Below are 22,199 nucleotides of genomic sequence, written 5' to 3'. Positions count from 1 at the left end.
ATGAAACTGATCATTGCCGCCATCAAGCCCTTCAAGCTGGACGAGGTCCGCGAGGCGCTGACCGGTCTTGGCGTGAGCGGGCTGATGGTCACCGAAATCAAGGGCTTTGGCGCCCAGGCCGGCCACACCGAAATCTACCGCGGCGCGGAATACGAAGTGAATTTCGTGCCGAAGCTGAAGCTGGAGCTGGTGGTGCCTGCGGATCAGGCCGAGGCGGCCGTCAGCGCCATCGCCGAGACCGCCCGCACCGGCAAGATCGGTGACGGCAAGATTTTTGTTCTGGATGTGGAACAGGCCGTGCGGGTGCGCACCGGCGAAACCAACCTCGAGGCGCTGTAACCGCGCCCGGCATGGAGGAAAGACTAATGAAGACCCTGAAACTCCCCCTTGCGGCCCTGGCGCTGAGCGCGCTGCCGGGCCTGGCGCTGGCCCAGGACGGCCCTGCCCCGGGTGTGAATCCGGCGACCGATACCGTGTTCATCCTGAACTCGCTGCTGTTCCTGATCGGTGGCTGCCTGGTGTTCTGGATGGCGGCGGGCTTCGCCATGCTAGAGGCCGGCCTGGTGCGGTCCAAGAACGTGACCATGCAGCTGACTAAGAACATGGCGCTGTTTTCATTGGCCGCGGTGTTCTACTGGCTGATCGGCTACAACCTGATGTATCCGCTGGGCAACTGGGCCGTCGACGGCGTCTTGTCCGGCGTCTTCGGCCCCGGTGTGCTGGAGGCGGTGGGCATCACCGCAGAAGGCGCCGATGATTACTCCTATGCCGCCACCGGCTCCGACTTCTTCTTTCAGCTGATGTTCTGCGCGGCCACCGCCTCGATCGTGTCGGGCACCCTGGCGGAGCGGATCAAGCTGTGGCCCTTCCTGATCTTCACCATCATCCTGACCGCTGTGATCTACCCGTTCCAGGCAAGCTGGAAATGGGGCGGCGGCTTCCTGGATCAGATGGGCTTCCTGGATTTTGCAGGCTCCACCGTGGTGCATTCGGTGGGCGGCTGGGCGGCCCTGACCGGCGCGCTGATCCTCGGCCCGCGCATCGGCAAGTACAAGGACGGCAAGACCATCCCGATGCCCGGCTCCAATCTGGCGCTGGCGACCCTGGGCTGCTTTATCCTGTGGATGGGCTGGTTCGGCTTCAACGGCGGCTCGCAGCTGGCGATGGGCTCGATCGGCGACGTGGCTGACATCAGCCGCATCTTCTCCAACACCAACGCCGCTGCGGCAGGCGGCGCAGTGGCCGCGCTGGTGCTGACCCAGCTGCTGTTCCGCAAGCCGGACCTGACCATGATCCTGAACGGCGCGCTGGCCGGCCTGGTGGCCATCACCGCCGAGCCGCTGACCCCGGGCCTGGGCCTCGCGACCCTGATCGGAGCCATCGGCGGTGTGATCGTTGTCTTTGCGGTGCCATTCCTGGACAAGCTGCGGATCGACGATGTGGTCGGTGCCATCCCTGTTCACCTGATCTGCGGCATCTGGGGCACCGTGGCCGTGGTTCTGTCGAACCCCGAAGCCAGCCTGCTGACCCAGCTGACTGGCATTGCCGTGGTGGGTGTCTTCACCGTCGCCGCCTCTGCCGTGGTCTGGATCATCCTGCGCGCCACCCTGGGCATCCGGGTCGAGGAAGAGGACGAGGTCAATGGCCTCGACATGGCGGAACTGGGCATGGAGGCCTACCCGGAGTTCTCGCCGAGCTAAGTCCGGCCCCGGTAAAAAATTGCGCGGCGCCTGTTTCAGGCGCCGCGCTTCCGTTGCCGCGGGTGGCTCCCGCCAGCAGCAGGATCATCACAGGTGATTCCCACCTTTGGGGCCAGGCGCCGCTGCCGCGGCGCAGGCCGCGGTCTCAGCTCTGGGGGACCACAATCACCTTGGGCGCCTTCTGGTCGCGGTAATCGCGGCGGTCTTCGGCCCGGTCCAGATGATCTTCCACCACGTCCCAGACGCCGGTATCGACCGCTTCATCCCGGCGGTTCTCGCGGCGGTCGGCGCGGTTTTCCACCCGGTCGATAACCTCACCGTTTGCGGCAAAAGCGGGCGCAGCAAGCGGCAGGGCCACGGCGGCGGACAGGATCAGGGCGAGGGCAGATTTTGCGAGGGTCATTTCAGGTCTCCTAGGCTGTGTTGCTTATGACATCTGCAAGCACAAACGCGGGCCGCTGCCGCTTCCGTCGCACCGTGATGCATGACCCGGCGTCAAGCGATCTCCGGCCCCGCGCCAAGAAAAAAACGCGCCCGAGAGGGGCGCGTTTCAAAATTCTAAAGTGCCGGAGGCTCAGACGCCGGCGTCAACGATCGCCTTGGCCAGTACCGGCACGGTCTGTGCGTTAAGGCCCGCGATGTTCAGACGGCTGTCGCCAACCATGTAGATGCCGTTGTCGACCCGCATCTTCTCAACCAGCTCCGGCGTGGTGCCGAGGAGCGAGAACATGCCGCGGTGCTGGGCAATGAAGCTGAACCGGTCGGAGCCGGTCAGGCGCTGCAGCTCATCCGCGAGGCTCTGGCGCAGACCCAGCATGCCGAGGCGCACCTCTTCCAGCTCAGCAGCCCAGTCAGCGCGCAGCGCGTCGTCGTTCAGGATCATGGTCACCAGACGGGCGCCATGATCCGGCGGGAAGGAGTAGTTCTGGCGGTTCAGGAAGGCCAGGGTGCCCTGGTTCAGCGCCTGCGCGGAGGCATCGTTGGAGACCGCCATCAGCAGGCCGGTGCGCTCGCGGTAGATGCCGAAATTCTTGGAGCAGCTGGCCGCGATCAGCGTCTCGGGGCAGCAGGAAGCGACCAGGCGCACGCCCAGCGCGTCTTCTTCCAGACCGTCGCCAAAGCCCTGATAGGCGATGTCGATCATCGGGATCAGGCCGCGCTCGTTCAGCAGCGCAATGACCTCTTTCCACTGCACCTCGTTCAGGTTGGCGCCGGTCGGGTTGTGGCAGCAGCCGTGCAGCAGCACCACATCGCCCTTCTGCGCGCCCTTCAGGTCTTCCATCATGCCATCGAAGTTCACGCCGCGGGTTTCGCGGTCGAAGTAGCGGTAGACGACGGTTTCGATGCCGACATATTTCAGGATCGACACGTGATTCGGCCAGGTCGGGTCCGACACGAAAACGCGGGCCTTGGGGTTGGCCATCTTGATCAGCTCAAACGCCTGGCGCACGGCGCCGGTGCCGCCGGGGGTCGCTGCCGCCGCGATGTTCTCGCGCGCAACCGCATCGCCCAGGATCAGCTTGATCATCGCATCCGCATAGGCCGGGTCGCCCGCCAGGCCGACATAGGCCTTGCTGGTCTGCTCTTCCCACAGCTTGTGCTCAGCCGCCTTGATCGCGCGCATCACCGGGGTGATGCCCTCGGCATTCTTGTAGACGCCGACACCAAGGTCGATCTTGTCCGCGCGCGGGTCGTCGCGGTACATCTGCATCAGCGCCAGGATCTTGTCGGCGGGCTGGGGTTTCAGGGTCTCGAACATCAGTTCTCTCCGGTAGCAACGGGAAGGGTCGGGAAGGCACCCCATTCCACCCAGGACCCGTCATAAAGCGAATGATCGGTCTTGCCGATCCGCTCCAGGGCGAGGCTGAGGATGGCGGCGGTGACGCCCGAACCGCAGGAAGTAATCGCAGGTTTATTCAGATCGACGCCGGCGCTTTCAAAGGCGGCGCGGATGCCCTCGGCATCCTTCATGGTGCCATCGGCCTTCAGCACCTGGCCGAACGGCACATTGCGGGAGCCCGGAATGTGGCCCGCGCGCAGGCCCTCGCGCGGCTCCGGCGCGTCGCCGCGGAACCGTTCGGCGGAGCGGGCATCGATGATTTCATGATCGCCAAGCTTGGCCGCGGCAGAGACCTGGGTCACATCGCGCACCATGTGGTTCTGCACCCGCACGGTCATATGGCGGTCGCGGATCACCGGCGGCAGGTCCTCAACCGGACGGCCCTCGGCCTGCCACTTCGGGAAACCGCCATCCAGCACTGCAACATTGTTTTGCCCCATCAGCCGGAACAGCCACCAGACGCGGGCCGCCGAAAACAGCCCGGCGCCGTCATAGACCACCACCTGATGGCCGTCGCCGACGCCCATGGCACGCAGCTTGGACATGAATTTCTCAACCGGCGGCACCATATGCGGCAGGTCGGAACGGTTGTCGGAGATCTCGTCGATATCGAAGAACCGCGCGCCGGGGATATGGCCGGCCTCATACTCCGCCTTGGCGTCCCGCCCCTGCTGCGGCAGATACCATGATGCGTCCAGAACCCGCAGATCCGGGTCCTTCAGATGGGCGGCAAGCCAGTCCGTGGAAACCAGCGTCTTCGGATCGTCCTGCATCAAAGCGTCTCCCTATCTGCATATAGCGCCATGGGTACATCCCGTGGCTGGGCGGTGCAAGCTATCCTGTCCCCTCACCTGCCAATGCAAGCATCTTGCGCGTGTTTTACGGAGCAGCAACAAGTCACCTGCATACTTGCTGCACGTTTCAGAAAAGGTATTCGAATGCCCGGCTTGCGCAGCTTTCTTGCATTTTTCTTATTGTCTGCCTGGCTGTCCGCACCGCTTCCCGTGCATGCCAGCTGTACAGCATTCGGAAGCACATGCATAAAAGACAGTGATTTAAAGGCAAATGTCCGGATAGGCACAGGCACGCCAGACCTGCAGGCGCTGATACGGTTTCAGCATTTGACCGATCTGTCGCTGATGGCAGAGCCGGGATTTGAGGCCCAGGTAGACTTGTCTCCTTTAGCTCAGCTTCCCAATCTGAAGAATCTGGCACTGGTGGGACTCACGGTATCCGACCTGGCACCTCTGACCCGGCTGCCAGAACTCAGGCGGCTGAGCCTTGATTCTGTCCGAGCCCGCGACTTCACTCCGCTGTCGCGCATGACCGGACTCGAGCACCTGTCCGTCTGGGGCATCAGGGAGGTGACCGATCTCTCTTTCCTGCGCAGATATACGCGCTTGCAAAGCCTGAATATCGCCGATTCCGGCGTCAGGGACCTGGCACCTTTGGAAGAGGTCGAAACGCTGGAGTTTCTTCTGGCGTTCAACACCGGGATTTCGGATCTGGCACCGCTCTCTGCCGCGAACCTGCGCGTGGTTTGGATCTCCGGATGCCCGGTCGAAAGCCTGGCGCCGCTGGCTGCCTCCAGCGGATTGGAAATGCTGCGTGCTGACGGAAGCCGCCTGCAAAGCCTGGAGGGGCTGCAGAACAAGCCTGCCCTTCACACCGTGATCCTGACAGGCAGCCGCGTGGCCGACCTGACCCCCCTGACAGGAGCAAGCAGCCTGGCGGAATTGGACCTTGCAGACACGCAGGTCCGGGACCTTGCTCCCCTGTCAGAGCTCAAGCTGCTTCGCCGACTGGTATTGGACGGAAGCGCAGTCGCCAGCCTTGAGCCGCTTGCAGGGATACGCTTGCAGGAACTCTCAGCCGCTGACACCGCCGTGACCAATCTGGCACCGGTCCGGCACATGCAGGAGCTCAAGGAACTTGGCATTTCCGGGACGGGCATCCTGGACCTGGAACCGCTCAAAGGCCTGAAGCAGCTGTCCATCCTGCGGGCCATTGGCCTGCCTCAAGAGTTCCTCCTCCCGCTGCTGCAGACCGAGAACCTCCGGATCCTCTATGCCGGTCCGGACAGCCGGTCGCAAAGGAGGCTTCTGGGAAAAGATCAGATTGCCAGATACATCACCAGGACGCCCTAGGATCAGCGCGCGTCCTTCAGCAGCCGCTGCTTCTGGCGGCCCCAATCGCGCTTGGCTTGGGTTTCGCGCTTGTCATGCAGCTTCTTGCCCTTGGCGATGCCCAGCTTGATCTTGGCGCGGCCCTTGTGGTTGAAATAGATCACCAGCGGCACCAGGGTCATGCCCTTGCGCTGGGTCAGGTTCCACAGGTCCGACAGTTCCTTGCGCGACACCAAGAGCTTGCGGCGGCGGCGTTCCTCATGCTTGAACACCTTGGCCTGCGCATAAGGCGGGATGTAGGAATTCACCAGCCACAGCTCGCCCTCCTCCACCGCGGCATAGCTGTCGGCGATATTGGTGCCATTGCCGCGCAGCGCCTTGACCTCGGACCCTTCCAGCACGATGCCGCATTCGATATCGCTTTCGATCGCGTAATCGAAGCGTGCCCGCCGGTTTTCGGCGATCACCTTGTAGTTCGGGTCTGATGTCTGCTTCTTCTTGGCCATGGGCGGCAGATGTAAGGCCGCGCTGCGGCGGGCGCAAGATGGCGCTTACGCCTTGCGGCTGCGCAGCAGCGTGAAAACACCACTGCCGACGATCACCGCGCTGCCAATGAGGGTCAGCGCATCGGGCTGTTCACCGAACACCAGCACCCCCAGCACCATGGCAAAGACCAGCCTTGTGTAGCGGAACGGCGCGATGACCGAGATCTCCCCTGCCCGCATCGCCCCCGACAACGCGTTATAAGCAATCACCCCGATCACCGTGGCCGCCGCGATATCCAGCCAGTTGCGCGCTTCAGGCCAGGCCGCACCGCCGGTCCAGCCCAAGGCAATGACGCCTGCCACCACCAGCATGGCAAATCCCAGGAACCCCAGCTGATGGTTGCTCATGTCCTTCGGCGCTGCGCGGGTGGCCAGATCGCGGCCCGCGAACCCCAGCGTGCCTGCCACCGCAAACAGCGAGGCCGGTTCAAATCCGCTTAGCCCCGGCCGCAGGATCAGCAACACCCCGGCAAACCCCAGCCCGATCGCCAGCCAGCGCCGCCAGCCGACGGTCTCGCCAAAGAACACAACCGCCCCTGCGGCCACCACCAAGGGCGTCGCCTGCAGGATGGCCGAGGCAGAGGACAAGGGCGTCAGCGCAATCGCCAGGGTGAAACAGAGCCGCCCCACGACCTCCGCCAGGGAACGCCACAGCATCGGGCGCGTGCCGAACCCCGGGTGCCAGGGGGCGTGACCTTGCGCACGCGCCAGGCCTGCAAAAACCGCCATGCCGCCGAGGCCGAAAAGGATCAGGATCTGCCCCACCGGCAGGCTGGCGGCGGCGGATTTGATGAACATGTCCTCCAGCGCAAAAGCCGCCATGGCCAGCACCATCAGGAGGCTTCCGCGCAGCGTGTCCATTACGGTGTTCCTCAAATCCCTAAAACTCAATCACTTGCGCAAGTGGTAGGCAGCCTGGAGAAAATACACAAGTGAAGCACATCAATCCCGCTGCGTCAGACCCGCCTGCCGGTAATGATGCATGTTGAGGAAGGCCGCGCCGGTCTCGAGGCTGCGGTAGCCATGCGGCTGGTCAGCGGCAAAGCGCAGGCCCTGGCCTGCCTCCAACGGCACCCATTCCCCGTCCTTCAGCACCTCCATCGAGCCATGCAGCACAAAGACCTCCTCCGTCACCCCGGTGTCATGCGGCTGCGACTGATGGCTTTGCCCCGGCTTCAGCGTGACCTGAAAGGTCTCGGCCCCCAGGAATGGGTCGAAGGGAAACACGATCTTGACCCCGATGCTGCCGGGAAACTGCACCGTCTCATAAACCCCGGCGGCCTCCCCCACCGGCCGGGTTGCCTCGCCGATCAGGGCGGTCAGCGGCAGGTGGAACCCCTTGGCGATCTTCCACAGCGTGGCAATCGTCGGACTTGATTCGCCGCGCTCGATCTGCCCCAGCATCGCCTTGCTGACCCCGGTCGCCTCCGCTGCCTTGGACAGGCTAAACCCCGCCGCCGCGCGGATTTCCCGCAGGTTCAGGGTGATGCCGTCATCGCTCATTGTCTCTGCCCGTCAAAAAAGTCTTGTGCGCTATAACGCACGGAATGTAGTGTGCGCTATAACGCACGAAACCCCTACCCTATCCGGCGCCACAGGAAAACCCGCATGCTTAAGGATCTGAAGCTCTCGCATCTTGTCTCCGGCGCGGTTGCCGTTCTGGTCGGCTACACCGGTTCGGTCGCCATCATCTTTCAGGCGATCGAGACGGTGGGCGCTACCCAGTCCCAGGCCAACAGCTGGATGCTGGTGCTGGGCCTTGGCATGGGGCTCACCAGCCTGATCCTGTCGCTGATGTACCGGATGCCGGTCCTGACCGCCTGGTCGACGCCCGGCGCGGCGCTGCTCGCAGTCAGCCTCAACGGCGTGCCGCTGGCGGAGGCGGTCGGCGCCTTCCTGCTCTGCGCAGTGCTGCTGACCCTCACCGGCATCACCGGCTGGTTCGCCGCCCTCTCCCGCCTGATTCCGGACAGCCTGGCCAGCGCCATGCTGGCAGGCATCCTGTTCCAGTTCGGCCTTTCGGCCTTCACCTCGCTGCAGACCGATACCGCGCTGGTGGCGGTGATGGGCCTCACCTTCCTCGCGGGGCGCAAACTGTTTCCCCGCTACTGTATCCCCGCGGTGCTGGCGGCAGGCGTGGCCTGGTGCGCAGGCACCGGCGCCTTTGGCAGCCTGGAGGCGCTGGACCTGACGCTGGCGCGGCCGGAGTTCGTCATGCCCGCCTTCTCGCTGCCGGTGCTGATCGGCATCGGCCTGCCGCTCTATATCGTCACCATGTCCTCGCAGAACATGCCCGGCGTGGTGGCGCTGAAGGCCTGCGGCTATGAACCGCCGGTCTCTGCCAGCCTGACCATCACCGGCCTGGCCTCGCTGGTCCTGGCGCCCTTCGGCGGCTTTGCCTTCAATCTCGCCGCCATCACCGCCGCGATCTGCGCCGGGCCAGAGGCGGATGAGAACCCGCACACCCGCTATCTGGCAGGCGTGATGACGGGCCTCGTCTACACTCTGGTGGGGCTCGGCGGCGCCACCGTCATCAGCCTGTTCCTGATCGCCCCCAAGGCGCTGGTCGCCACCGTTGCGGGCCTGGCGCTGCTGGCGACCATCGGCAACAGCCTGTCCGCCGCGCTGGCGGAACCGCAGGGGCGCGAGGCGGCGCTGATCACCTTCATGACCACGGTCTCCGGCATCAGTTTCCTGGGAATCGGGGCGCCGTTCTGGGCGCTGGTGCTGGGGCTTGCGGTGAATCACTGGCTAAAAGCCCCCGAACCCGCCCCGGTACGCGCCTGAGAACCACCGCCAGAGACATTTCGCCACTTAAATCCGGCGCAATCTGCGCCAATATTACCGAAGAGAGCCCCGCCCGGTTGCCTTTATTGCGCAAATCGTGTCCCTGAGGGCAAAGACTAAGGGAACCAGCCTGATGCCAAAGTACCGATCCAGAACCTCCACCCATGGCCGCAACATGGCGGGCGCGCGCGGATTGTGGCGCGCCACCGGCATGAAGGACGATGATTTCGGCAAGCCGATCATCGCCATCGTCAACTCCTTCACCCAGTTCGTGCCCGGCCACGTCCACCTCAAGGACCTGGGCCAGATGGTCGCCCGCGAGGTCGAGGCGGCCGGCGGCGTCGCCAAGGAGTTCAACACCATCGCGGTGGATGACGGCATCGCCATGGGCCATGACGGCATGCTCTACTCGCTGCCCTCGCGCGAGGTGATCGCCGACAGCGTCGAATACATGGTCAACGCCCATTGCGCCGACGCGATGGTCTGCATCTCCAACTGCGACAAGATCACTCCGGGGATGCTGATGGCCGCCATGCGCCTCAACATCCCGGCGATCTTCGTCTCCGGCGGCCCGATGGAAGCGGGCAAGATCGACATCGCCGATCTGGACATGAAGAAGATCGACCTGGTGGACGCCATGGTCGCCGCCGCGGATGACAAATTCACCGACGAGCAGGTGAAGCACATCGAGGAAAACGCCTGCCCCACCTGCGGCTCCTGTTCGGGCATGTTCACCGCCAACTCGATGAACTGCCTGGCCGAGGCGCTGGGACTTGCGCTGCCGGGCAACGGCTCGACGCTCGCCACCCACGCCGACCGCAAGGAGCTGTTCCTGGAAGCCGGCCGCAAGATCGTCGAGATCACCAAGCGCCACTACCAGGACGAGGAAAAGGGCCTGCTGCCGCGCGAGATCGCCACCTTTGAGGCGTTCGAGAACGCCATGAGCCTGGACATCGCCATGGGCGGCTCCACCAACACCGTTCTGCATCTGCTGGCGATTGCCAACGAGGGCGAGGTGGACTTCACCATGTCCGACATGGACCGCCTCAGCCGCCGGGTGCCCTGCCTGTGCAAGGTCGCGCCGAACATCCACAACGTCCACATGGAGGACGTGCACCGCGCCGGCGGCATCTTCTCGATCCTGGGCGAGCTGAGCCGCGCAGGGCTGCTGCACGAGGACTGCCACACCGTGCATACCGCCACCATGGGCGAGGCGATTGCCAACTGGGACATCAAGGTGACGGACAACCCCAAGGCGCTTGACCTGTTCAAGGCGGCACCGGGCGGCGTGCGCACCACGCAGGCGTTCTCCCAGGCCAACCGCTACAAAGAGCTGGACACCGACCGCGAGAACGGCGTGATCCGCGCCAAGGAACACGCCTTCAGCCAGGACGGCGGGCTGGCGGTTCTGTTCGGCAATATCGCGCGGGACGGCTGCATCGTGAAGACCGCGGGCGTTGATGAGCACATCCTGAAGTTCACCGGCTCCGCCTATGTCTGCGAAAGCCAGGACCAGGCGGTGAACGACATCCTCACCGGCAAGGTCAAGAAAGGCGACGTGGTGGTGATCCGCTACGAGGGCCCGCGCGGCGGCCCCGGCATGCAGGAGATGCTCTATCCGACCTCCTACCTGAAATCGAAGGGTCTCGGCAAAGCCTGCGCGCTTCTGACCGACGGCCGCTTCTCCGGCGGCACCTCGGGCCTGTCGATCGGCCATGTCTCGCCTGAGGCAGCCGAAGGCGGCACCATCGGCCTGGTACGCCAAGGCGACAAGATCGAGATCGACATTCCCAACCGCACCATCCACCTGGCGGTCTCCGACGAGGAGCTGGCGGTGCGGCGCGAGGAGCAGGACGCCAAGGGCTGGAAACCGGCCGAGCCGCGCAAGCGCAAGGTCTCCAAGGCGCTGAAGGCCTATGCGTTGCTGGCCACTTCGGCGGCCAAAGGCGCCGTGCGCGCGCTGCCGGACGAAGATTGAGGCCATCCGGTCACTAAACACACCAAACCCGCCGCTCAAACGCGGCGGGTTTTCTTTTGCGTCCCGCGCCTGAAACCGCTTCTCAGTAAACGTCCTGCATCAGCCAAGCCCTCCCGCCCCCGCTTTGGCCCGCTGGCTGACGCCAGCACGCCCCGCGGCGTTGGGCGTGGCGTGCTGGCGCACGGCGCGCCTCCGGCGGGAGTATTTCGGCAAAGGAGAAGCTGCTCTGCCAGATGAGGCACCCGCCCGCGCCGCGCCAGCGGCGCCCGGCCCAAGGCTTTGAGCTGCATCTTTGATGCTGCGCGAAGGCGCGGGAGCTCCCCCTCGCACCCCGGTCCGCCTACTCCCCCAGCTTGGCGTGCACCTCGTCCAGGTCGATCTCCCCCACCGGCATCTTGTTGGCCGGGTTTTCGAAATCGTATTTGAACAGCTCGAAATCGCGCTTGTAGATTTCGTAGACCAGATGCATCGACAGGTCGTCGAAGTAATCCTCGACCGGATGGGCGCGCTTGGGGCCGTGGCCTTCGCTTTCGTTGAAGCGCGGGATCGCCGCCAAGTCCACCGGATGCGGCGTCTCGATCGCATCAAGCACCCCCTGCATCCCGTCATTGAACGCCTCGGTCCAGAAGATCCGGTTGTAGCGCCCGCCGTTATGGATGAAGGTCGACACATGCCCCGACATCGCCGACCAGTGGATGTCCGGGTCCATCGGGCGGCGCCAGCGGATGGTGTCTCGCACGAACAGCAAAAACCGGCGGAAGCTGGCGATCTGGTCGAACTCCTGCTTGCCGTCATCGCCGCCGACCTCGATCCCGTATTCATAGGCAAGCTTGGGCACCAGATTGCCGCGGTAGCGGCGGCCGTTGCGCTGGATGCCGCAGATCTTGTCAAAGAAAGACGACAGGATACGGGTGTAGGGATTGCGCACGCAGGTGAACGCATAGGACCGCTGCCCCTGCACATTGCGGGTGATCGGCTCCTGGCTGTGCTCCAGCGCCCATTTGTGCAGGCCGTTCTTGGCATCGTGAATGTCGCCGTCAAAGAACCGCCCATGATCGGAGTAATACAGGATCTGCCCGATCGTCGAGCAGGCGCATTTCGGCACCACCCGGTAGACCACACTCTCACTTTCCGTCATCCAGGTGCCGGGAAACCCCATCTGCTGCCCTCTTGTCCTTCTTTGCCTGTTCCCAGCAGTAATCGCATATGTTTACCGAAACGGGAACTATCTGGTTTATTCGTGTGCCCGGCGCGCTTATCAAGGTAAACAATCAGGCAGAACAAGGCAGTCCGTCCCCCACATGGCAAAAATCGCATATATTCTGCTGTGCCATAAAGACCCCGACGCGATCATCCAGCAGGCTGAGCGGCTGACCGCGGCCGGCGACTGCATGGCGATTCACTTCGACGGGCGGGCGGCGCCGGAAGACTACCAGAGGATCCGGTCGGAACTGGCGGACAACCCCAACGTCGCTTTTGCCAAAAAGCGGATTAAATGCGGCTGGGGGGAATGGTCGCTGGTCGAGGCCACGCTGCATGCGCTGCGCAGCGCCGTGGAGGAGTTTCCGCGCGCCACCCATTTCTACATGCTGTCGGGCGATTGCATGGCGGTGAAAACGGCGGAATACGCCCACCGGTTCCTTGACGAGCACGACAAGGATTTCATCGAGAGCTTCGACTTCTTCGAAAGCGACTGGATCAAGACCGGCATGAAGGAGGACCGGCTGATCTACCGGCACTTCTTCAACGAGCGCAAGCACAAGCAGCTGTTCTACTGGAGCCACGGCCTGCAGAAACGGCTGGGGCTGCAGCGTGAGATTCCCGCTGATATTCAGGTGCAGATCGGCAGCCAGTGGTGGTGCCTGCGCCGCCGCACCGTCGAATGGATCCTGGGGTTCATCCGCAAGCGCCGCGACGTGATGCGCTTCTTCCGCACCACCTGGATCCCGGATGAAACCTTCTTTCAGACCCTGGTGCGCCACCTCATCCCGGAGGCGGAAATCGAGGCCCGCACCCTCACCTTTCTGATGTTCACCGACTACGGGATGCCGGTCAACTTCTACAACGATCACTACGACCTCCTTCTTAGCCAGGATTTTCTGTTCGCCCGCAAGATCAGCCCCGAGGCCAAGGAGCTGAAGTCACGGCTCGGGCGGCTTTATGCGGCGCAGGGGGTGGAGTTCCAGATCTCCAATGAAGGCAGAAGCCTCTACAAGTTCCTGGCCCAGCGCGGCCGCGACGGGCGCCGGTTTGCACCGCGGTTCTGGGAAACCGAAAGCACCCTGGGCCGCGAGCGCGAATTGCTGATCGTGGTCTGCAAGAAATGGCATGTCGCGAAACGCCTGCTGGAGCAGATCCGCCAGGTCACCAACATCCCGGCGATCGAATACCTGTTCAACGAGGAAGACACCCCGCTGCCCGACCTCGGTGGCATTCAGGCGGCGCTGATGAAACGCACCCGCCACCGCCGCGCCCTGACGCGGATGCTGTTCGAATACTATGAATCCGACCAGCTGATCATCTGCCTGGACCCCGGTGCCATCGACCTGATGAATGATTTTCATTCGGACCGGTCATCGACGCGCTTTCTGCACATCGAATGCGACTTCAGCGACGACTACCTGATCGGCCATGCCCACCGGGTCGGCTTGGCGGGAGAGCAAACGCCGCAGCTGACGCTGGAGCGGCTGCTGCCAACGATCCGCAATGACATCCTGCATGAAAGCGACCGCATCCGCGATGCGGGCTTCAGTCAGCTTTACAAGATGCGGGAAAGCAGCAGCACGGAGGAAAACGCGGGCGAACTCAGCCGCTTCCTCGGCCTGGCTGAAGACAAGGCCCGGCAGGTTGCCGGGACCAGCCATCTGTTTGCAGACTGACACGGGGCTGCTTCGCCGCGCAGAAGAAACTCAGTCTTCCAGCGCCTTGATCATGTCAACGCGGGTGCCGTGACGGCCGCCTTCGAACTCTGTACCCAGGAAGGCATCGACGATTTCCAGCGCCAGCCCTTCGCCGACCACGCGTGCGCCGATCGACAGCATGTTGGCGTTGTTGTGGGCGCGGATCATTTTGGCCGAGAACGTGTCGGAGCAGACTCCACAGCGGATGCCCTTCACCTTGTTGGCCGCCATCATGATGCCCTGACCGGTGCCGCACAGGACGATGCCAAGCGCGCACTCGCCGGAGGCCACCAGCTCCGCCGCGGCGGCGCCGTGCTTGGGGTAATGGGTGCTTTCGGGGGTCTGCGGGCCGATGTCCTGCACCTCCCAGCCCTGAGCTTCGATATGGGCGGCAACGGCCTTGCGCAGCTCGATGGCGGCGTGGTCGCTGGAAAGGGCAATGCGTTTGCTGGCAGTCATGGTCTGGTGGTCCTGTGTCGCAACGGGGGTATGAGGCTTCGCCCCGTGTTGACCAAGGGATGGGCGCGGCGTCAATCACTTTGTTGCCGCAGCCGCCGGACCAGCAAAAATGGGAGGGCCCGCGAAGGCCCTCCATGGCGTCAGATTTCCACTTCGACCCGGCCGATCGGGTTGGAGCAGCAGGCCAGGATGTACCCTGCCTCGATGTCCTCCTCCGAGATGCCGCCGTTGTGGACCATATGCACGTCGCCCGCGGTCTTCTTGACCTTGCAGGTGCCGCAGATGCCGAAGGTGCAACCCGACGGGATGTTGAGGCCGGAGGCCTTGGCCACCGCCAGCACCGTGTCGGTCTCGGTGCAGGTTGCGGTGACGCCCGACGCAGCAAAGCTGATCTCGGCGGCAGCGGTCTCTTCCGGAACCACATCGTCCAGCTCCGGCGCGTCTGCCTCGGTTTCCACCGGTGCGCCAAAGCTTTCCTGGTTGTAGTTCTCCATGTCGAAGCCGAGGCCGTTCAGCATGTCGCGCACTGCCTGCATGAACGGCTCGGGCCCGCAGCAGTAGACCTCGCGCTCCAGATAGTCCTGGGCGATCAGGCCCAGCATGATCTGATTGAGCTGGCCGCGGTAACCGGTCCAGACCTGATAGGGGTCGTCCTCTTCCACCACGAAGTTCAGCTTGATGCCCGGCACCCGCGACGCCATGCTTTCCAGCTGCTGGCGGGCGATAATCTCGCTGGGCCGCTTGGCGCAGTTAATGAAGCAGACATCGGGCGACTGGCCCCGGTCGAACAGATACTGGGTCATCGACAGGCTCGGCGTGATGCCGGAGCCTGCGGAGATGAACAGGAACTTGCCGTTCGGCCGCTTGGGCAGAGTGAACACGCCCGCCGGGCCGGAAGCCTTGAGGAACATGCCCGGGCGCAGGTTGTCCAGCATCCAGCGGGTGCCGATGCTGTCGGCCTGCGCCTTCACCGTCACCGAGATCGACAGCGGCCGCGACGGCGAGGAGCTGATGGTGTAGGTCCGCCAGACCGTCCCGCCCGGCACCGGCAGCTCCAGCGTCAGGAACTGGCCCGGTTGATACTTGAACCACGCGCCGGACGGCGCGCGGAAGCTGAAGGTGGTGGTGTTCGGTGCCTCCGGCACGACAGAGACGCATTCCAGCATCTCGTCGTCCTTCCACGCCAGGGTCTCGTCCAGCGTCTCGAAATTGGCCTGCAGTCCCATGCGCTTACTCCGCCGCGATCAGGTGGCGGCCGGTCAGCGCGCGGGTCAGGTGGTCGGCATACCAGTTGGAGAACTGGATCACGCCGCTTTCCTGCACTTCGGAATACGGGCCGGGCTGGTAAGCGGGCGAGTTGATGCCGCGCTGGTTGTCCTCCACCACGATGCGATCCTCGTCATTGGTGGCAACCCAGACCTCGGTCAGCCGCTTCAGGTCATAGTCCTGACCTTCCACTGCATCCTTGTGCACCAGCCATTTGGTGGTGACCTCAGTCTCGGTCGGGCTGATCGGGGTCACCCGGAACACAATGGAATGATCCGGCAGGAAGTGGTTCCAGGTGGTCGGGTAGTGGAACTTCAGCAGCGTGCCCGCATCGGCAAACGGCACCCGGCCCAGCTTTTTGGCCACCGCCGCCTTGCCGTCCAGGGTATAGCTCTCGGCGCCTTCGTTCAGCGGCATCCGCGCGACGCGGTATTGGCCGCGACCGTCGATCTGGAACTGCGCCGGCACACCCGCCGCCTCGATCCGGTCAAAGTGCTTCTGAAGGTGCGGCGGGGTCTCGCCGCCCTCGACACCGGTCACCGACGGATCTTCCGGGAAGGTCCGGCACAGCGACGGATGGTTGCCGCCGCAGTGATAGCACTCGCGGTTGTTCTCCCAGACCAGCTTCCAGTTGCCGTTCTCGATGATCGAGCTTTCATAAGCGACCTTGGCATTGCCCAGGTCGTGCGGCTCCAGATAGGGGCGCGCAACCGCGGCGAAGGCATCGAAATCCGGCGCCTCATCCGCCAGGCAGATATAGATCAGGCCGGCCAGGTCGCGGCAGTGCACCGGTTTCAGCCCGTGCTTGGAGGCATCGAAATCCGGGCCCATGTCGCGCGCCCACAGCAGCGAGCCGTCCAGCTCGTAGGTCCACTGGTGGTAGGGGCAGACCAGCTTGGGCGAGTTCCCTTTCTTGGCCTTGCACACAACAGAGCCGCGGTGGCGGCAAGCGTTGTGGAAGGCACGCACTTCGCCATCGGTGCCGCGCACGATGATAACGTTGTAGGCGCCGACCTGATGGGTCACGAAATTGCCCGCCTTCGGGATTTCGCAGGCGGGAATGGCAAACAGCCATTCACGGTAGAAGATCTGGCGCATGTCCAGATCCAGCACGCCCGGATCGGTGTAAAACGCCTGTTCCATGGAGTAGTTTTTCTGACGGGCCACCAGTTTGGCCAGGATCTCGCTGTCCTGAAGCATCTGCTTCTCTCCTTTGCCGCATCCCCGCGGCAGGTTGGCTTGGTGCGGGCATGAGGAGAGGGATTGCAGGCCACACGCCCGCAACCGCCCCGCCGCCGCCCGCGGTTGACGTTTTCTGGCAAGGCTGGTTTCCGGACTGTCCCGGGGCCATTCGGCGGCGGGGCCTGGCACCTTCCCGAAGCACGCGCTTCAGTGGTTTTTGCCATGCCTTGCCCGGGGTCACCGTTGCGGGGGCAGTGCCGGAGTTTCACCAGCTTCCCAATTCTCCGCCCCAAGGGGCGGCACCTTGCTGGAGCGGAATTTGCCCCAATCCCGCTACGCAGGCGGAGACAAATCCGACCCGCCAAAACCGGAAAAAGACATGCAGGTTTGCCGTGCCGGCAGGGACAGGGATGTCCAGAATCTCAAACCGGCATCCGCCAGCCCGTTTGCGGCAAGCGCTTATCTTTCATGCGCTTAACCGCCGGCTGCAACGGCGAATCGATTCGGCGGACCCCGCCCCTGTGACATGCCGGGCAAGCCACCGGTTCACGTGCTGGGTGCCCGGCTGATCGCCGGCTTGCGCCAGGAGGCAAAAAGGGCCGCCCGACCGGCGGCCCTGTCTCACTTCGATTTCCAGGTGTCCAGCCAGCGCCGGAACCGGCCCTTGCGTTCGGCGATGGCGTCGCCCGCCGCGTACAGGCTGTCCTCGGCGCTTTCGATCATCGGGTCGATCCGCGCCCGGCGGAACCGGCGCCAGCGCACATAGATGGCCCACAGAAGCGCTGCCAGCAGCACCAGGGAAATGATTGAGAACCAGTTGGTTGGCTTGTCTTCCGGCCCCGCCACCGGCTTGATCGTCACCGCATTGGGGAAGATCGACAGGAACTCGTTGCGCCAGCCGTAATGCATCACCGCCACCCATTCCGGGTTCGCCTTGGTCGAGATGCTGTCATTGGCGTCCGTGTACAGGTTCGCGGTGTCGAACTTGAAATACGGCGGCCAGTTCCAGCCGGTGTCCTCGTTCCGGTAAACCATATTGCGGCCGTTGGCGCGCACCGCCTGGATGAACTGCACATCCCGGTTGATCAGCTGTGCCGACTGGTCGTCAGGCTTGGACCAGAAAACCCGCGTCCAGTCGTTCAGCTCCTGCCGTTCCTCGTAGGTGTTGACGATCCGCACCACGTCGTACTGCGGAAGCGTGTAGTGCAGGAAGGCGCCGAACAGCACCCAGAAGGAAATCAGGAAAGCCCATTTGATGAAACGCATGGGGGTGGACCTCACATGAAGTTAATGACGTAGATCAGGAGCGCCAGCGCCCCCAGCGGGATGATATAGACCAGAAGGATCAGCTTGCGCCGGAACGAGTTGTCGTATTGTTTCAGCCCCCGCTGGATGAAGGCCGCACGGTCGCCGGTCAACCCCTTCTCTTTCCAGCGCCGCTTGAGCTTCAGCCGCCGCATCTCGCGCGAATAGAGCGACACCGCGGCGTAGACCACGGTCAGGATCACCAGCAGGATAAGGACGAGGCGGATAAAACCGAACATCACTGTTGCTCCTGGGTTTTCACATCCAACACAGGTTCGCGCCCCGTCCCGAAGGTGAGCGTTTCACGCCCACCGTCGTGCTGAAAGCACGCCTCCGGCATGACGGGGGCGCGACGGGCGTGAACCCAGCCGCAAGCGGCTTGGGAAGAATGATACTTCTTAAAGCGCTCCATCCTATCGCCCCCTCACCCGGTTCACAGCACCCCAGGGGCCGACCCGCTCAACTATCCCCTTGCGCTGCATCCGTGGCAGACTTGGCATCCGCCCCTCCATATCCGGCTCGTGCCCGAACAGCGCTTCGCGCGCGCCGGCCTTGTCCACCGCATACTCCCGCGCCAGGAACTCCGCGGCATAGGCCTTCTTGGTCTCCGGCCAGCCGCGGTACTGGCGGTAAAACTCCTCCTTGTGGCAGATGAACAACTGCCGGAAATCATGCGGGCACAGCTCCGCCAGCAGCATGTTGACCAGATCGCGGCAGGGCGTGTCCGACGCCCGCAAGGAATAGAAATAGGCCGGATGGTCCGAGGTGATCTTCGGCCATTTGCCGCCGCCCTCGGCCCAGCGCACCAGCGCCGCCAGCCCCTCGAACTCCACCGGCAGCTCATCCGCATGGCGCGCTGCCATCCGCCGCAGGTCGGACCGTGACAGGCCGGTCAGCTCTCGGCCCTTTTCTGTCAGCACGGACACCGCCAGGAACCCCATCTTCTGCCGCAGGATCGCCGCGCCATCGACGCCGCGCGCCCGGATCACCGGCTCTGCCAGCCCGTTCAGCTCCAGGAACTTGGCAATCGCATTTCTCTGGGACAGATCAAAAACATGGCGCAGCGGCACGCCCTCGGGCTTTGCCCCGCTGGCAATCACCGCGGGATGCTCCACGTCCTGAAACAGGTACAGCCCGCCGAAATGCGCGGTCCAGAAACTGCCCTGCTCAAAGACCTCATGCTCCAGATGCACCGGATTGCGGGTCACATCGCCGGTCTGTTCCGCGGTCGCGATCATCTCAGCAATCAGAGCGTCATCGAACCAGGCATCTTCCCCGGTCTTGAACCGCTCCACCAGCTCCGCGAGGTGGTCCGCATGGCGCAGTGTGCCGCGGGTGGTATCCGCCTCGATCCGCACCTGCCGGATGTCGAACAGTTTCGCGGGTGAGGACACCTCAAACACCGAATTCACCAGCTCGCCGGCAACAGCATCCGTCGCGGTCAGCGCAAACAGCTGGCGTTCGTTGACCTCGATGAACCGGCGCAGAATGTCGCGGCTGGTGGAGAATTTCACGTGAAGCAGCGGGCAGCGCTTCTGCTCGGTGCTCAAGAGAATGAATTGCCGGTTCACCCCCGCATGGTTCAGATAGTGATCATCCCCCAGCTCATCGCCTATTTCGGGCGAAAATCCTGAGATATCGACGTGGAAATCCGTCAGAGCCGTAGTCTTGCCGGTCAGATGCTTCAGCGCGCGGTTATAGCGCTCCACCAGCGCGGGCGAGGCCACATGGAAGAGATTGCCGAACATCAGGCCATGCTGGATGAGGCGTTTCATGCAGTCCTCCTTTCCGCAATACGGAAGCTGCGCTCCCATATTGAACACCGGCGTACAACCTCTCCGCCCGAGGCGCTTGCGGCTCGGGCAGCGCCCGTCCGCCCCCCTGGGCGGGCGCTCCGCTTCCGCCCGCGGACAGGCACTGCCCTCATGTTGCGCGACACGCTCACGTCAGCGGCCCTCCTTCTTCCGCAGAACATAGCGCGCTACCAAAGCAAGCAGTCCACAGAAGACACCAATTGGCAGAAACGCTCCAACGCTTTGCCCCCAAGCCGCATAGAACATGGCGTCTTCAGGCAGGCCTTGGCGAGTGACCAAAAAGAACAGCATCGTTCCGGCCGCAAAAGGCAGCACGATCATCCAAATCCACCAGCGGGTCAGCAGTGCCATCACCCCTGCCCCTCCAGATACCGCCTCTTCGCCTCTTCCTGGCGGCCGAAGTCGCGCACCATGTTTTCAATCGCCACCTCATCCGACTTGTCGGCATAGCGGAACTCGCTGTCGGCGTAGCGGTTGATCTCCTGCACCACCATGTCGACCGTGATCGGCACCCGCAGCTCGGCAATCATCGCGGATTTGGTCTCGTAGTCCTTGAACAGGAACAGTTCCGGGTTCTCCATCCATTCATCCGGCAGCTCGAAATCCATCGCCCGGACCTTGACCGCATCGGTGATGTTCTTGATGGCGCGGCCGGTGAACCGCTCATCCGCTGCCTGGATCGCCTTCAGATAGGTGCCAAGCTTGGCCAGATCATCCAGCTCGCCGATCTGATCCTGCACCCGGCCAAAAACCTCCGCCAGCCCCGGCTCCTGCGGGCGGTTGTGCGCCTCGAACGACCGCGCGACCGCCTTCTTGATCTCCTGCGCGCCATAAAGATCGTGCTCGCCCAACGGAATGCTGTGATTCTTGCCCATGAGCAGCGTCAGGATGTCGATGTAATCCTCCCGCGTCTGCGGCCCGTCCACCAGGAAGCGCGCCCCGGCCCGCTGGCGCAGCGCGTCGTCCACATTCTCCGGGTAGTTGGAGAACATGCCAAAGGTGCAGTTGCCGCGCACCACCGTATTGGCGCCGGCAAAGGCCTCCATGAACACCGCCGTCACCTCCTGCTGGCCCGCCGAGGACTGGCGGTCGCCGCGCTTGCCCGCAATCTGGTCGATGTCGTCGATGGTGCCAAAGCCGATCACGCCCGGGTCGATCACGTTCTGGATGAACGATTTGGCATTCTGCCCCGACTTGCCCTGGTAGCTGTCGATATTGTCGATGCCGAAGTTCTGATAGCGGAAGGCATAGCCCGCGTTCTGGCAATAGTCGTGGATCAGCCCCGCCATCATCTGAATGAGCGTCGTCTTGCCGGTCCCCGGCTTACCGTCCCCCATGAAGGTGAAGATGAAGCCGCCCATCTCGGCAAAGGGGTTCAGGCGGCGGTCGAAATCATAGGCCATCAGCATCTTGGCCAGCCGCATCGCCTGATATTTGGCGATATGGTTGCCCACCACCTCATGCGGTTTCTTGAACGCCATCGTCAGGGTGGTGGACTTCGCCTTGGCCGCCGGTTCAAAGCCATTGATGGTCAGGTCATCCGCCTCCACCCGCCAAGAAGCCGCGGTGAACGCCTCCAGCCGCGGTGCGTTCTGGGCCCGCAAGGCCGCCTTCTCCATCAGCTGCTCGGCATAGGCCGCAGTGGCCGCAATCAGATGCGCATCATCGGGCGCATGCAGCGCCAGCTTCTGGTCCAGCTCCCACAGCGCCCCGTGCAAGGCCAGCGGCGCGTTGTCGGTCAGCAGCTCCTCCGCCTCGCCCACCTCGGCCTGCGCCTCGGACCCATGCGGCGCCAGCAGATAAGCCGCGGCATTGGCAAACACATGCGCCGCAATCAGCGCCTCCGCCGCCAGCAGTTCGGTGAACTCCCCCTTGCGCGCGGCATCCAGCGACCCGGCCAGATTGGCCCGCTTCAGATCCGCGAGGCCGGACACATCCGCATAAGCCTCCCCCATCGCCAGCGAAACCGCCAGCGCCCGGCGCAAGGCGTGCTGCAAGGTCGCCTGAAGGGGCGAGGTCAGCGGATCATCCTCATCCGCCGCCTCGATGCGGGCAATCAGATGCACCCCTTCGGGCCGCGCGGTGGAGCGCGTCACCAGCCCCGGCGTGGTGGAGCGGAACCGCCGCGTGCGGGCAATCCCGGGCGAGCGCTCCGGCGCCTTGCCCTCCGCCTGCGGCTTGGCGATGCGCGGGGTGTGGTCGAACCCCTCCAGCATCGCTGCCGCCGCGTCGTAGTGCTTGCGGATGTCTTCTTCCCGCAGCTCCATCTGATTGCCTGAAATGCTCATCTCTTTCTC

Annotated in this window: 21 protein-coding genes and 1 riboswitch; of the genes, 6 read left to right on the top strand and 15 right to left on the bottom strand. The window is 63.7% G+C overall.

The features are described from left to right. Nucleotides 1-339 (top strand): P-II family nitrogen regulator, encoded by a 339-nt coding sequence (locus GKC28_RS06150; protein WP_174146003.1) that lies wholly within the window; start codon nt 1-3, stop codon nt 337-339. A gap of 26 nt (nt 340-365) precedes the next feature. Next, entirely contained in the window at nt 366-1,700 is a 1,335-nt protein-coding gene (locus GKC28_RS06145; protein ID WP_174146002.1) for an ammonium transporter, read from the top strand. A 145-nt stretch (nt 1,701-1,845) separates the two neighbouring features. Here GKC28_RS06145 and GKC28_RS06140 read toward each other — a convergent pair whose 3' ends face one another. The 3 genes from GKC28_RS06140 to sseA form a co-directional block, all read right to left on the bottom strand. Further along, complete coding sequence (locus tag GKC28_RS06140) at nt 1,846-2,103, bottom strand: hypothetical protein (RefSeq protein WP_174146000.1); 258 nt, start codon at nt 2,101-2,103, stop codon at nt 1,846-1,848. A gap of 171 nt (nt 2,104-2,274) precedes the next feature. Then, a complete protein-coding gene (locus tag GKC28_RS06135; RefSeq protein WP_174145998.1) occupies nt 2,275-3,459 on the bottom strand; it encodes an amino acid aminotransferase in 1,185 nt (394 codons plus the stop codon). Further along, nucleotides 3,459-4,313, bottom strand: coding sequence for a 3-mercaptopyruvate sulfurtransferase (gene sseA / locus GKC28_RS06130; protein WP_174145996.1), 855 nt, complete (start codon nt 4,311-4,313; stop codon nt 3,459-3,461). The genes GKC28_RS06135 and sseA overlap by 1 nt, the downstream gene beginning before the upstream one ends. Before the next feature lie 30 nt (nt 4,314-4,343). Between sseA and GKC28_RS06125 the strand changes: the two genes are divergently transcribed. Then, nucleotides 4,344-5,687 (top strand): leucine-rich repeat domain-containing protein, encoded by a 1,344-nt coding sequence (locus GKC28_RS06125; RefSeq protein WP_254604154.1) that lies wholly within the window; start codon nt 4,344-4,346, stop codon nt 5,685-5,687. A gap of 2 nt (nt 5,688-5,689) precedes the next feature. On the opposite strand, the gene smpB is transcribed toward GKC28_RS06125, so the two are convergent. The 3 genes from smpB to GKC28_RS06110 form a co-directional block, all read right to left on the bottom strand. Continuing rightward, nucleotides 5,690-6,172: an SsrA-binding protein SmpB gene (gene smpB, locus GKC28_RS06120; protein WP_174145994.1), complete on the bottom strand. Its 483-nt coding sequence runs from the start codon at nt 6,170-6,172 to the stop codon at nt 5,690-5,692. A gap of 45 nt (nt 6,173-6,217) precedes the next feature. Next, nucleotides 6,218-7,072: a DMT family transporter gene (locus GKC28_RS06115; protein ID WP_174145992.1), complete on the bottom strand. Its 855-nt coding sequence runs from the start codon at nt 7,070-7,072 to the stop codon at nt 6,218-6,220. An 81-nt stretch (nt 7,073-7,153) separates the two neighbouring features. Continuing rightward, on the bottom strand, nt 7,154-7,714 hold the full coding sequence (locus GKC28_RS06110) for a helix-turn-helix domain-containing protein (protein WP_174145990.1): 561 nt from the start codon (nt 7,712-7,714) through the stop codon (nt 7,154-7,156). 105 nt (nt 7,715-7,819) lie between these two features. Between GKC28_RS06110 and GKC28_RS06105 the strand changes: the two genes are divergently transcribed. Together GKC28_RS06105 and ilvD are read left to right on the top strand one after the other, a co-directional pair. Next, complete coding sequence (locus GKC28_RS06105; RefSeq protein WP_174145988.1) at nt 7,820-8,998, top strand: benzoate/H(+) symporter BenE family transporter; 1,179 nt, start codon at nt 7,820-7,822, stop codon at nt 8,996-8,998. Between the two features lie 133 nt (nt 8,999-9,131). After that, entirely contained in the window at nt 9,132-10,976 is a 1,845-nt protein-coding gene (ilvD, locus tag GKC28_RS06100) for a dihydroxy-acid dehydratase (RefSeq protein WP_174145986.1), read from the top strand. Between the two features lie 340 nt (nt 10,977-11,316). Here the strand turns inward: ilvD and GKC28_RS06095 are convergent, their stop codons facing one another. Continuing rightward, nucleotides 11,317-12,135 carry a sulfotransferase family protein gene (locus tag GKC28_RS06095; RefSeq protein ID WP_174145984.1) on the bottom strand — a complete coding sequence of 273 codons (819 nt, stop codon included), beginning with the start codon at nt 12,133-12,135 and terminating at the stop codon, nt 11,317-11,319. 142 nt (nt 12,136-12,277) lie between these two features. Between GKC28_RS06095 and GKC28_RS06090 the strand changes: the two genes are divergently transcribed. Beyond that, on the top strand, nt 12,278-13,855 hold the full coding sequence (locus GKC28_RS06090) for a DUF5928 domain-containing protein (protein WP_174145982.1): 1,578 nt from the start codon (nt 12,278-12,280) through the stop codon (nt 13,853-13,855). 30 nt (nt 13,856-13,885) lie between these two features. Here GKC28_RS06090 and rpiB read toward each other — a convergent pair whose 3' ends face one another. The 8 genes from rpiB to GKC28_RS06050 all read right to left on the bottom strand — a co-directional run bounded on the left by rpiB (nt 13,886) and on the right by GKC28_RS06050 (nt 22,190). Beyond that, nucleotides 13,886-14,335 (bottom strand): ribose 5-phosphate isomerase B, encoded by a 450-nt coding sequence (gene rpiB, locus GKC28_RS06085; protein WP_174145980.1) that lies wholly within the window; start codon nt 14,333-14,335, stop codon nt 13,886-13,888. A 140-nt stretch (nt 14,336-14,475) separates the two neighbouring features. Further along, a complete protein-coding gene (locus GKC28_RS06080; protein WP_174145978.1) occupies nt 14,476-15,561 on the bottom strand; it encodes a hybrid-cluster NAD(P)-dependent oxidoreductase in 1,086 nt (361 codons plus the stop codon). 4 nt (nt 15,562-15,565) lie between these two features. Next, nucleotides 15,566-16,801, bottom strand: a complete 1,236-nt coding sequence (locus GKC28_RS06075) for an aromatic ring-hydroxylating dioxygenase subunit alpha (RefSeq protein ID WP_174145976.1) — start codon at nt 16,799-16,801, stop codon at nt 15,566-15,568. A 104-nt stretch (nt 16,802-16,905) separates the two neighbouring features. Then, nucleotides 16,906-17,105, bottom strand: a riboswitch (cobalamin riboswitch). Nucleotides 17,106-17,404: 299 nt separating this feature from the next. Further along, on the bottom strand, nt 17,405-18,049 hold the full coding sequence (locus GKC28_RS06070; RefSeq protein WP_174145974.1) for a DUF1523 family protein: 645 nt from the start codon (nt 18,047-18,049) through the stop codon (nt 17,405-17,407). Nucleotides 18,050-18,060: 11 nt separating this feature from the next. Beyond that, nucleotides 18,061-18,327 carry a hypothetical protein gene (locus GKC28_RS06065; protein WP_174145972.1) on the bottom strand — a complete coding sequence of 89 codons (267 nt, stop codon included), beginning with the start codon at nt 18,325-18,327 and terminating at the stop codon, nt 18,061-18,063. A gap of 174 nt (nt 18,328-18,501) precedes the next feature. Further along, nucleotides 18,502-19,863 carry a DUF6638 family protein gene (locus tag GKC28_RS06060; protein ID WP_174145970.1) on the bottom strand — a complete coding sequence of 454 codons (1,362 nt, stop codon included), beginning with the start codon at nt 19,861-19,863 and terminating at the stop codon, nt 18,502-18,504. 171 nt (nt 19,864-20,034) lie between these two features. Next, a complete protein-coding gene (locus GKC28_RS06055; RefSeq protein ID WP_174145968.1) occupies nt 20,035-20,253 on the bottom strand; it encodes a hypothetical protein in 219 nt (72 codons plus the stop codon). Then, entirely contained in the window at nt 20,253-22,190 is a 1,938-nt protein-coding gene (locus tag GKC28_RS06050) for an ATP-binding protein (RefSeq protein ID WP_174145966.1), read from the bottom strand. Before GKC28_RS06050 ends, GKC28_RS06055 begins: the two co-directional genes overlap by 1 nt. Between the last annotated feature and the right edge of the window lie 9 nt (nt 22,191-22,199).

The sequence above is a fragment of the Leisingera sp. ANG59 genome, from assembly GCF_013317235.1.
In the GTDB taxonomy this organism is placed as follows: domain Bacteria; phylum Pseudomonadota; class Alphaproteobacteria; order Rhodobacterales; family Rhodobacteraceae; genus Leisingera.
This window is presented reverse-complemented; position numbering and strand designations above follow the sequence as displayed.

What these genes read in the sequence shown, in the direction of transcription:
- GKC28_RS06150 (WP_174146003.1), top strand. Translation starts at nt 1, where the DNA reads ATGAAACTGATCATTGCCGCCATCAAGCCCTTCAAGCTGGACGAGGTC.
- smpB (WP_174145994.1), bottom strand. Translation starts at nt 6,172, where the DNA reads ATGGCCAAGAAGAAGCAGACATCAGACCCGAACTACAAGGTGATCGCC.
- GKC28_RS06055 (WP_174145968.1), bottom strand. Translation starts at nt 20,253, where the DNA reads ATGGCACTGCTGACCCGCTGGTGGATTTGGATGATCGTGCTGCCTTTT.
- GKC28_RS06125 (WP_254604154.1), top strand. Translation starts at nt 4,344, where the DNA reads ATGGGTACATCCCGTGGCTGGGCGGTGCAAGCTATCCTGTCCCCTCAC.
- GKC28_RS06115 (WP_174145992.1), bottom strand. Translation starts at nt 7,072, where the DNA reads ATGGACACGCTGCGCGGAAGCCTCCTGATGGTGCTGGCCATGGCGGCT.
- GKC28_RS06080 (WP_174145978.1), bottom strand. Translation starts at nt 15,561, where the DNA reads ATGGGACTGCAGGCCAATTTCGAGACGCTGGACGAGACCCTGGCGTGG.
- GKC28_RS06095 (WP_174145984.1), bottom strand. Translation starts at nt 12,135, where the DNA reads ATGGGGTTTCCCGGCACCTGGATGACGGAAAGTGAGAGTGTGGTCTAC.
- GKC28_RS06110 (WP_174145990.1), bottom strand. Translation starts at nt 7,714, where the DNA reads ATGAGCGATGACGGCATCACCCTGAACCTGCGGGAAATCCGCGCGGCG.
- GKC28_RS06075 (WP_174145976.1), bottom strand. Translation starts at nt 16,801, where the DNA reads ATGCTTCAGGACAGCGAGATCCTGGCCAAACTGGTGGCCCGTCAGAAA.
- GKC28_RS06050 (WP_174145966.1), bottom strand. Translation starts at nt 22,190, where the DNA reads ATGAGCATTTCAGGCAATCAGATGGAGCTGCGGGAAGAAGACATCCGC.
- GKC28_RS06065 (WP_174145972.1), bottom strand. Translation starts at nt 18,327, where the DNA reads ATGTTCGGTTTTATCCGCCTCGTCCTTATCCTGCTGGTGATCCTGACC.
- GKC28_RS06070 (WP_174145974.1), bottom strand. Translation starts at nt 18,049, where the DNA reads ATGCGTTTCATCAAATGGGCTTTCCTGATTTCCTTCTGGGTGCTGTTC.
- GKC28_RS06145 (WP_174146002.1), top strand. Translation starts at nt 366, where the DNA reads ATGAAGACCCTGAAACTCCCCCTTGCGGCCCTGGCGCTGAGCGCGCTG.
- rpiB (WP_174145980.1), bottom strand. Translation starts at nt 14,335, where the DNA reads ATGACTGCCAGCAAACGCATTGCCCTTTCCAGCGACCACGCCGCCATC.
- ilvD (WP_174145986.1), top strand. Translation starts at nt 9,132, where the DNA reads ATGCCAAAGTACCGATCCAGAACCTCCACCCATGGCCGCAACATGGCG.
- GKC28_RS06140 (WP_174146000.1), bottom strand. Translation starts at nt 2,103, where the DNA reads ATGACCCTCGCAAAATCTGCCCTCGCCCTGATCCTGTCCGCCGCCGTG.
- sseA (WP_174145996.1), bottom strand. Translation starts at nt 4,313, where the DNA reads ATGCAGGACGATCCGAAGACGCTGGTTTCCACGGACTGGCTTGCCGCC.
- GKC28_RS06105 (WP_174145988.1), top strand. Translation starts at nt 7,820, where the DNA reads ATGCTTAAGGATCTGAAGCTCTCGCATCTTGTCTCCGGCGCGGTTGCC.
- GKC28_RS06060 (WP_174145970.1), bottom strand. Translation starts at nt 19,863, where the DNA reads ATGAAACGCCTCATCCAGCATGGCCTGATGTTCGGCAATCTCTTCCAT.
- GKC28_RS06135 (WP_174145998.1), bottom strand. Translation starts at nt 3,459, where the DNA reads ATGTTCGAGACCCTGAAACCCCAGCCCGCCGACAAGATCCTGGCGCTG.
- GKC28_RS06090 (WP_174145982.1), top strand. Translation starts at nt 12,278, where the DNA reads ATGGCAAAAATCGCATATATTCTGCTGTGCCATAAAGACCCCGACGCG.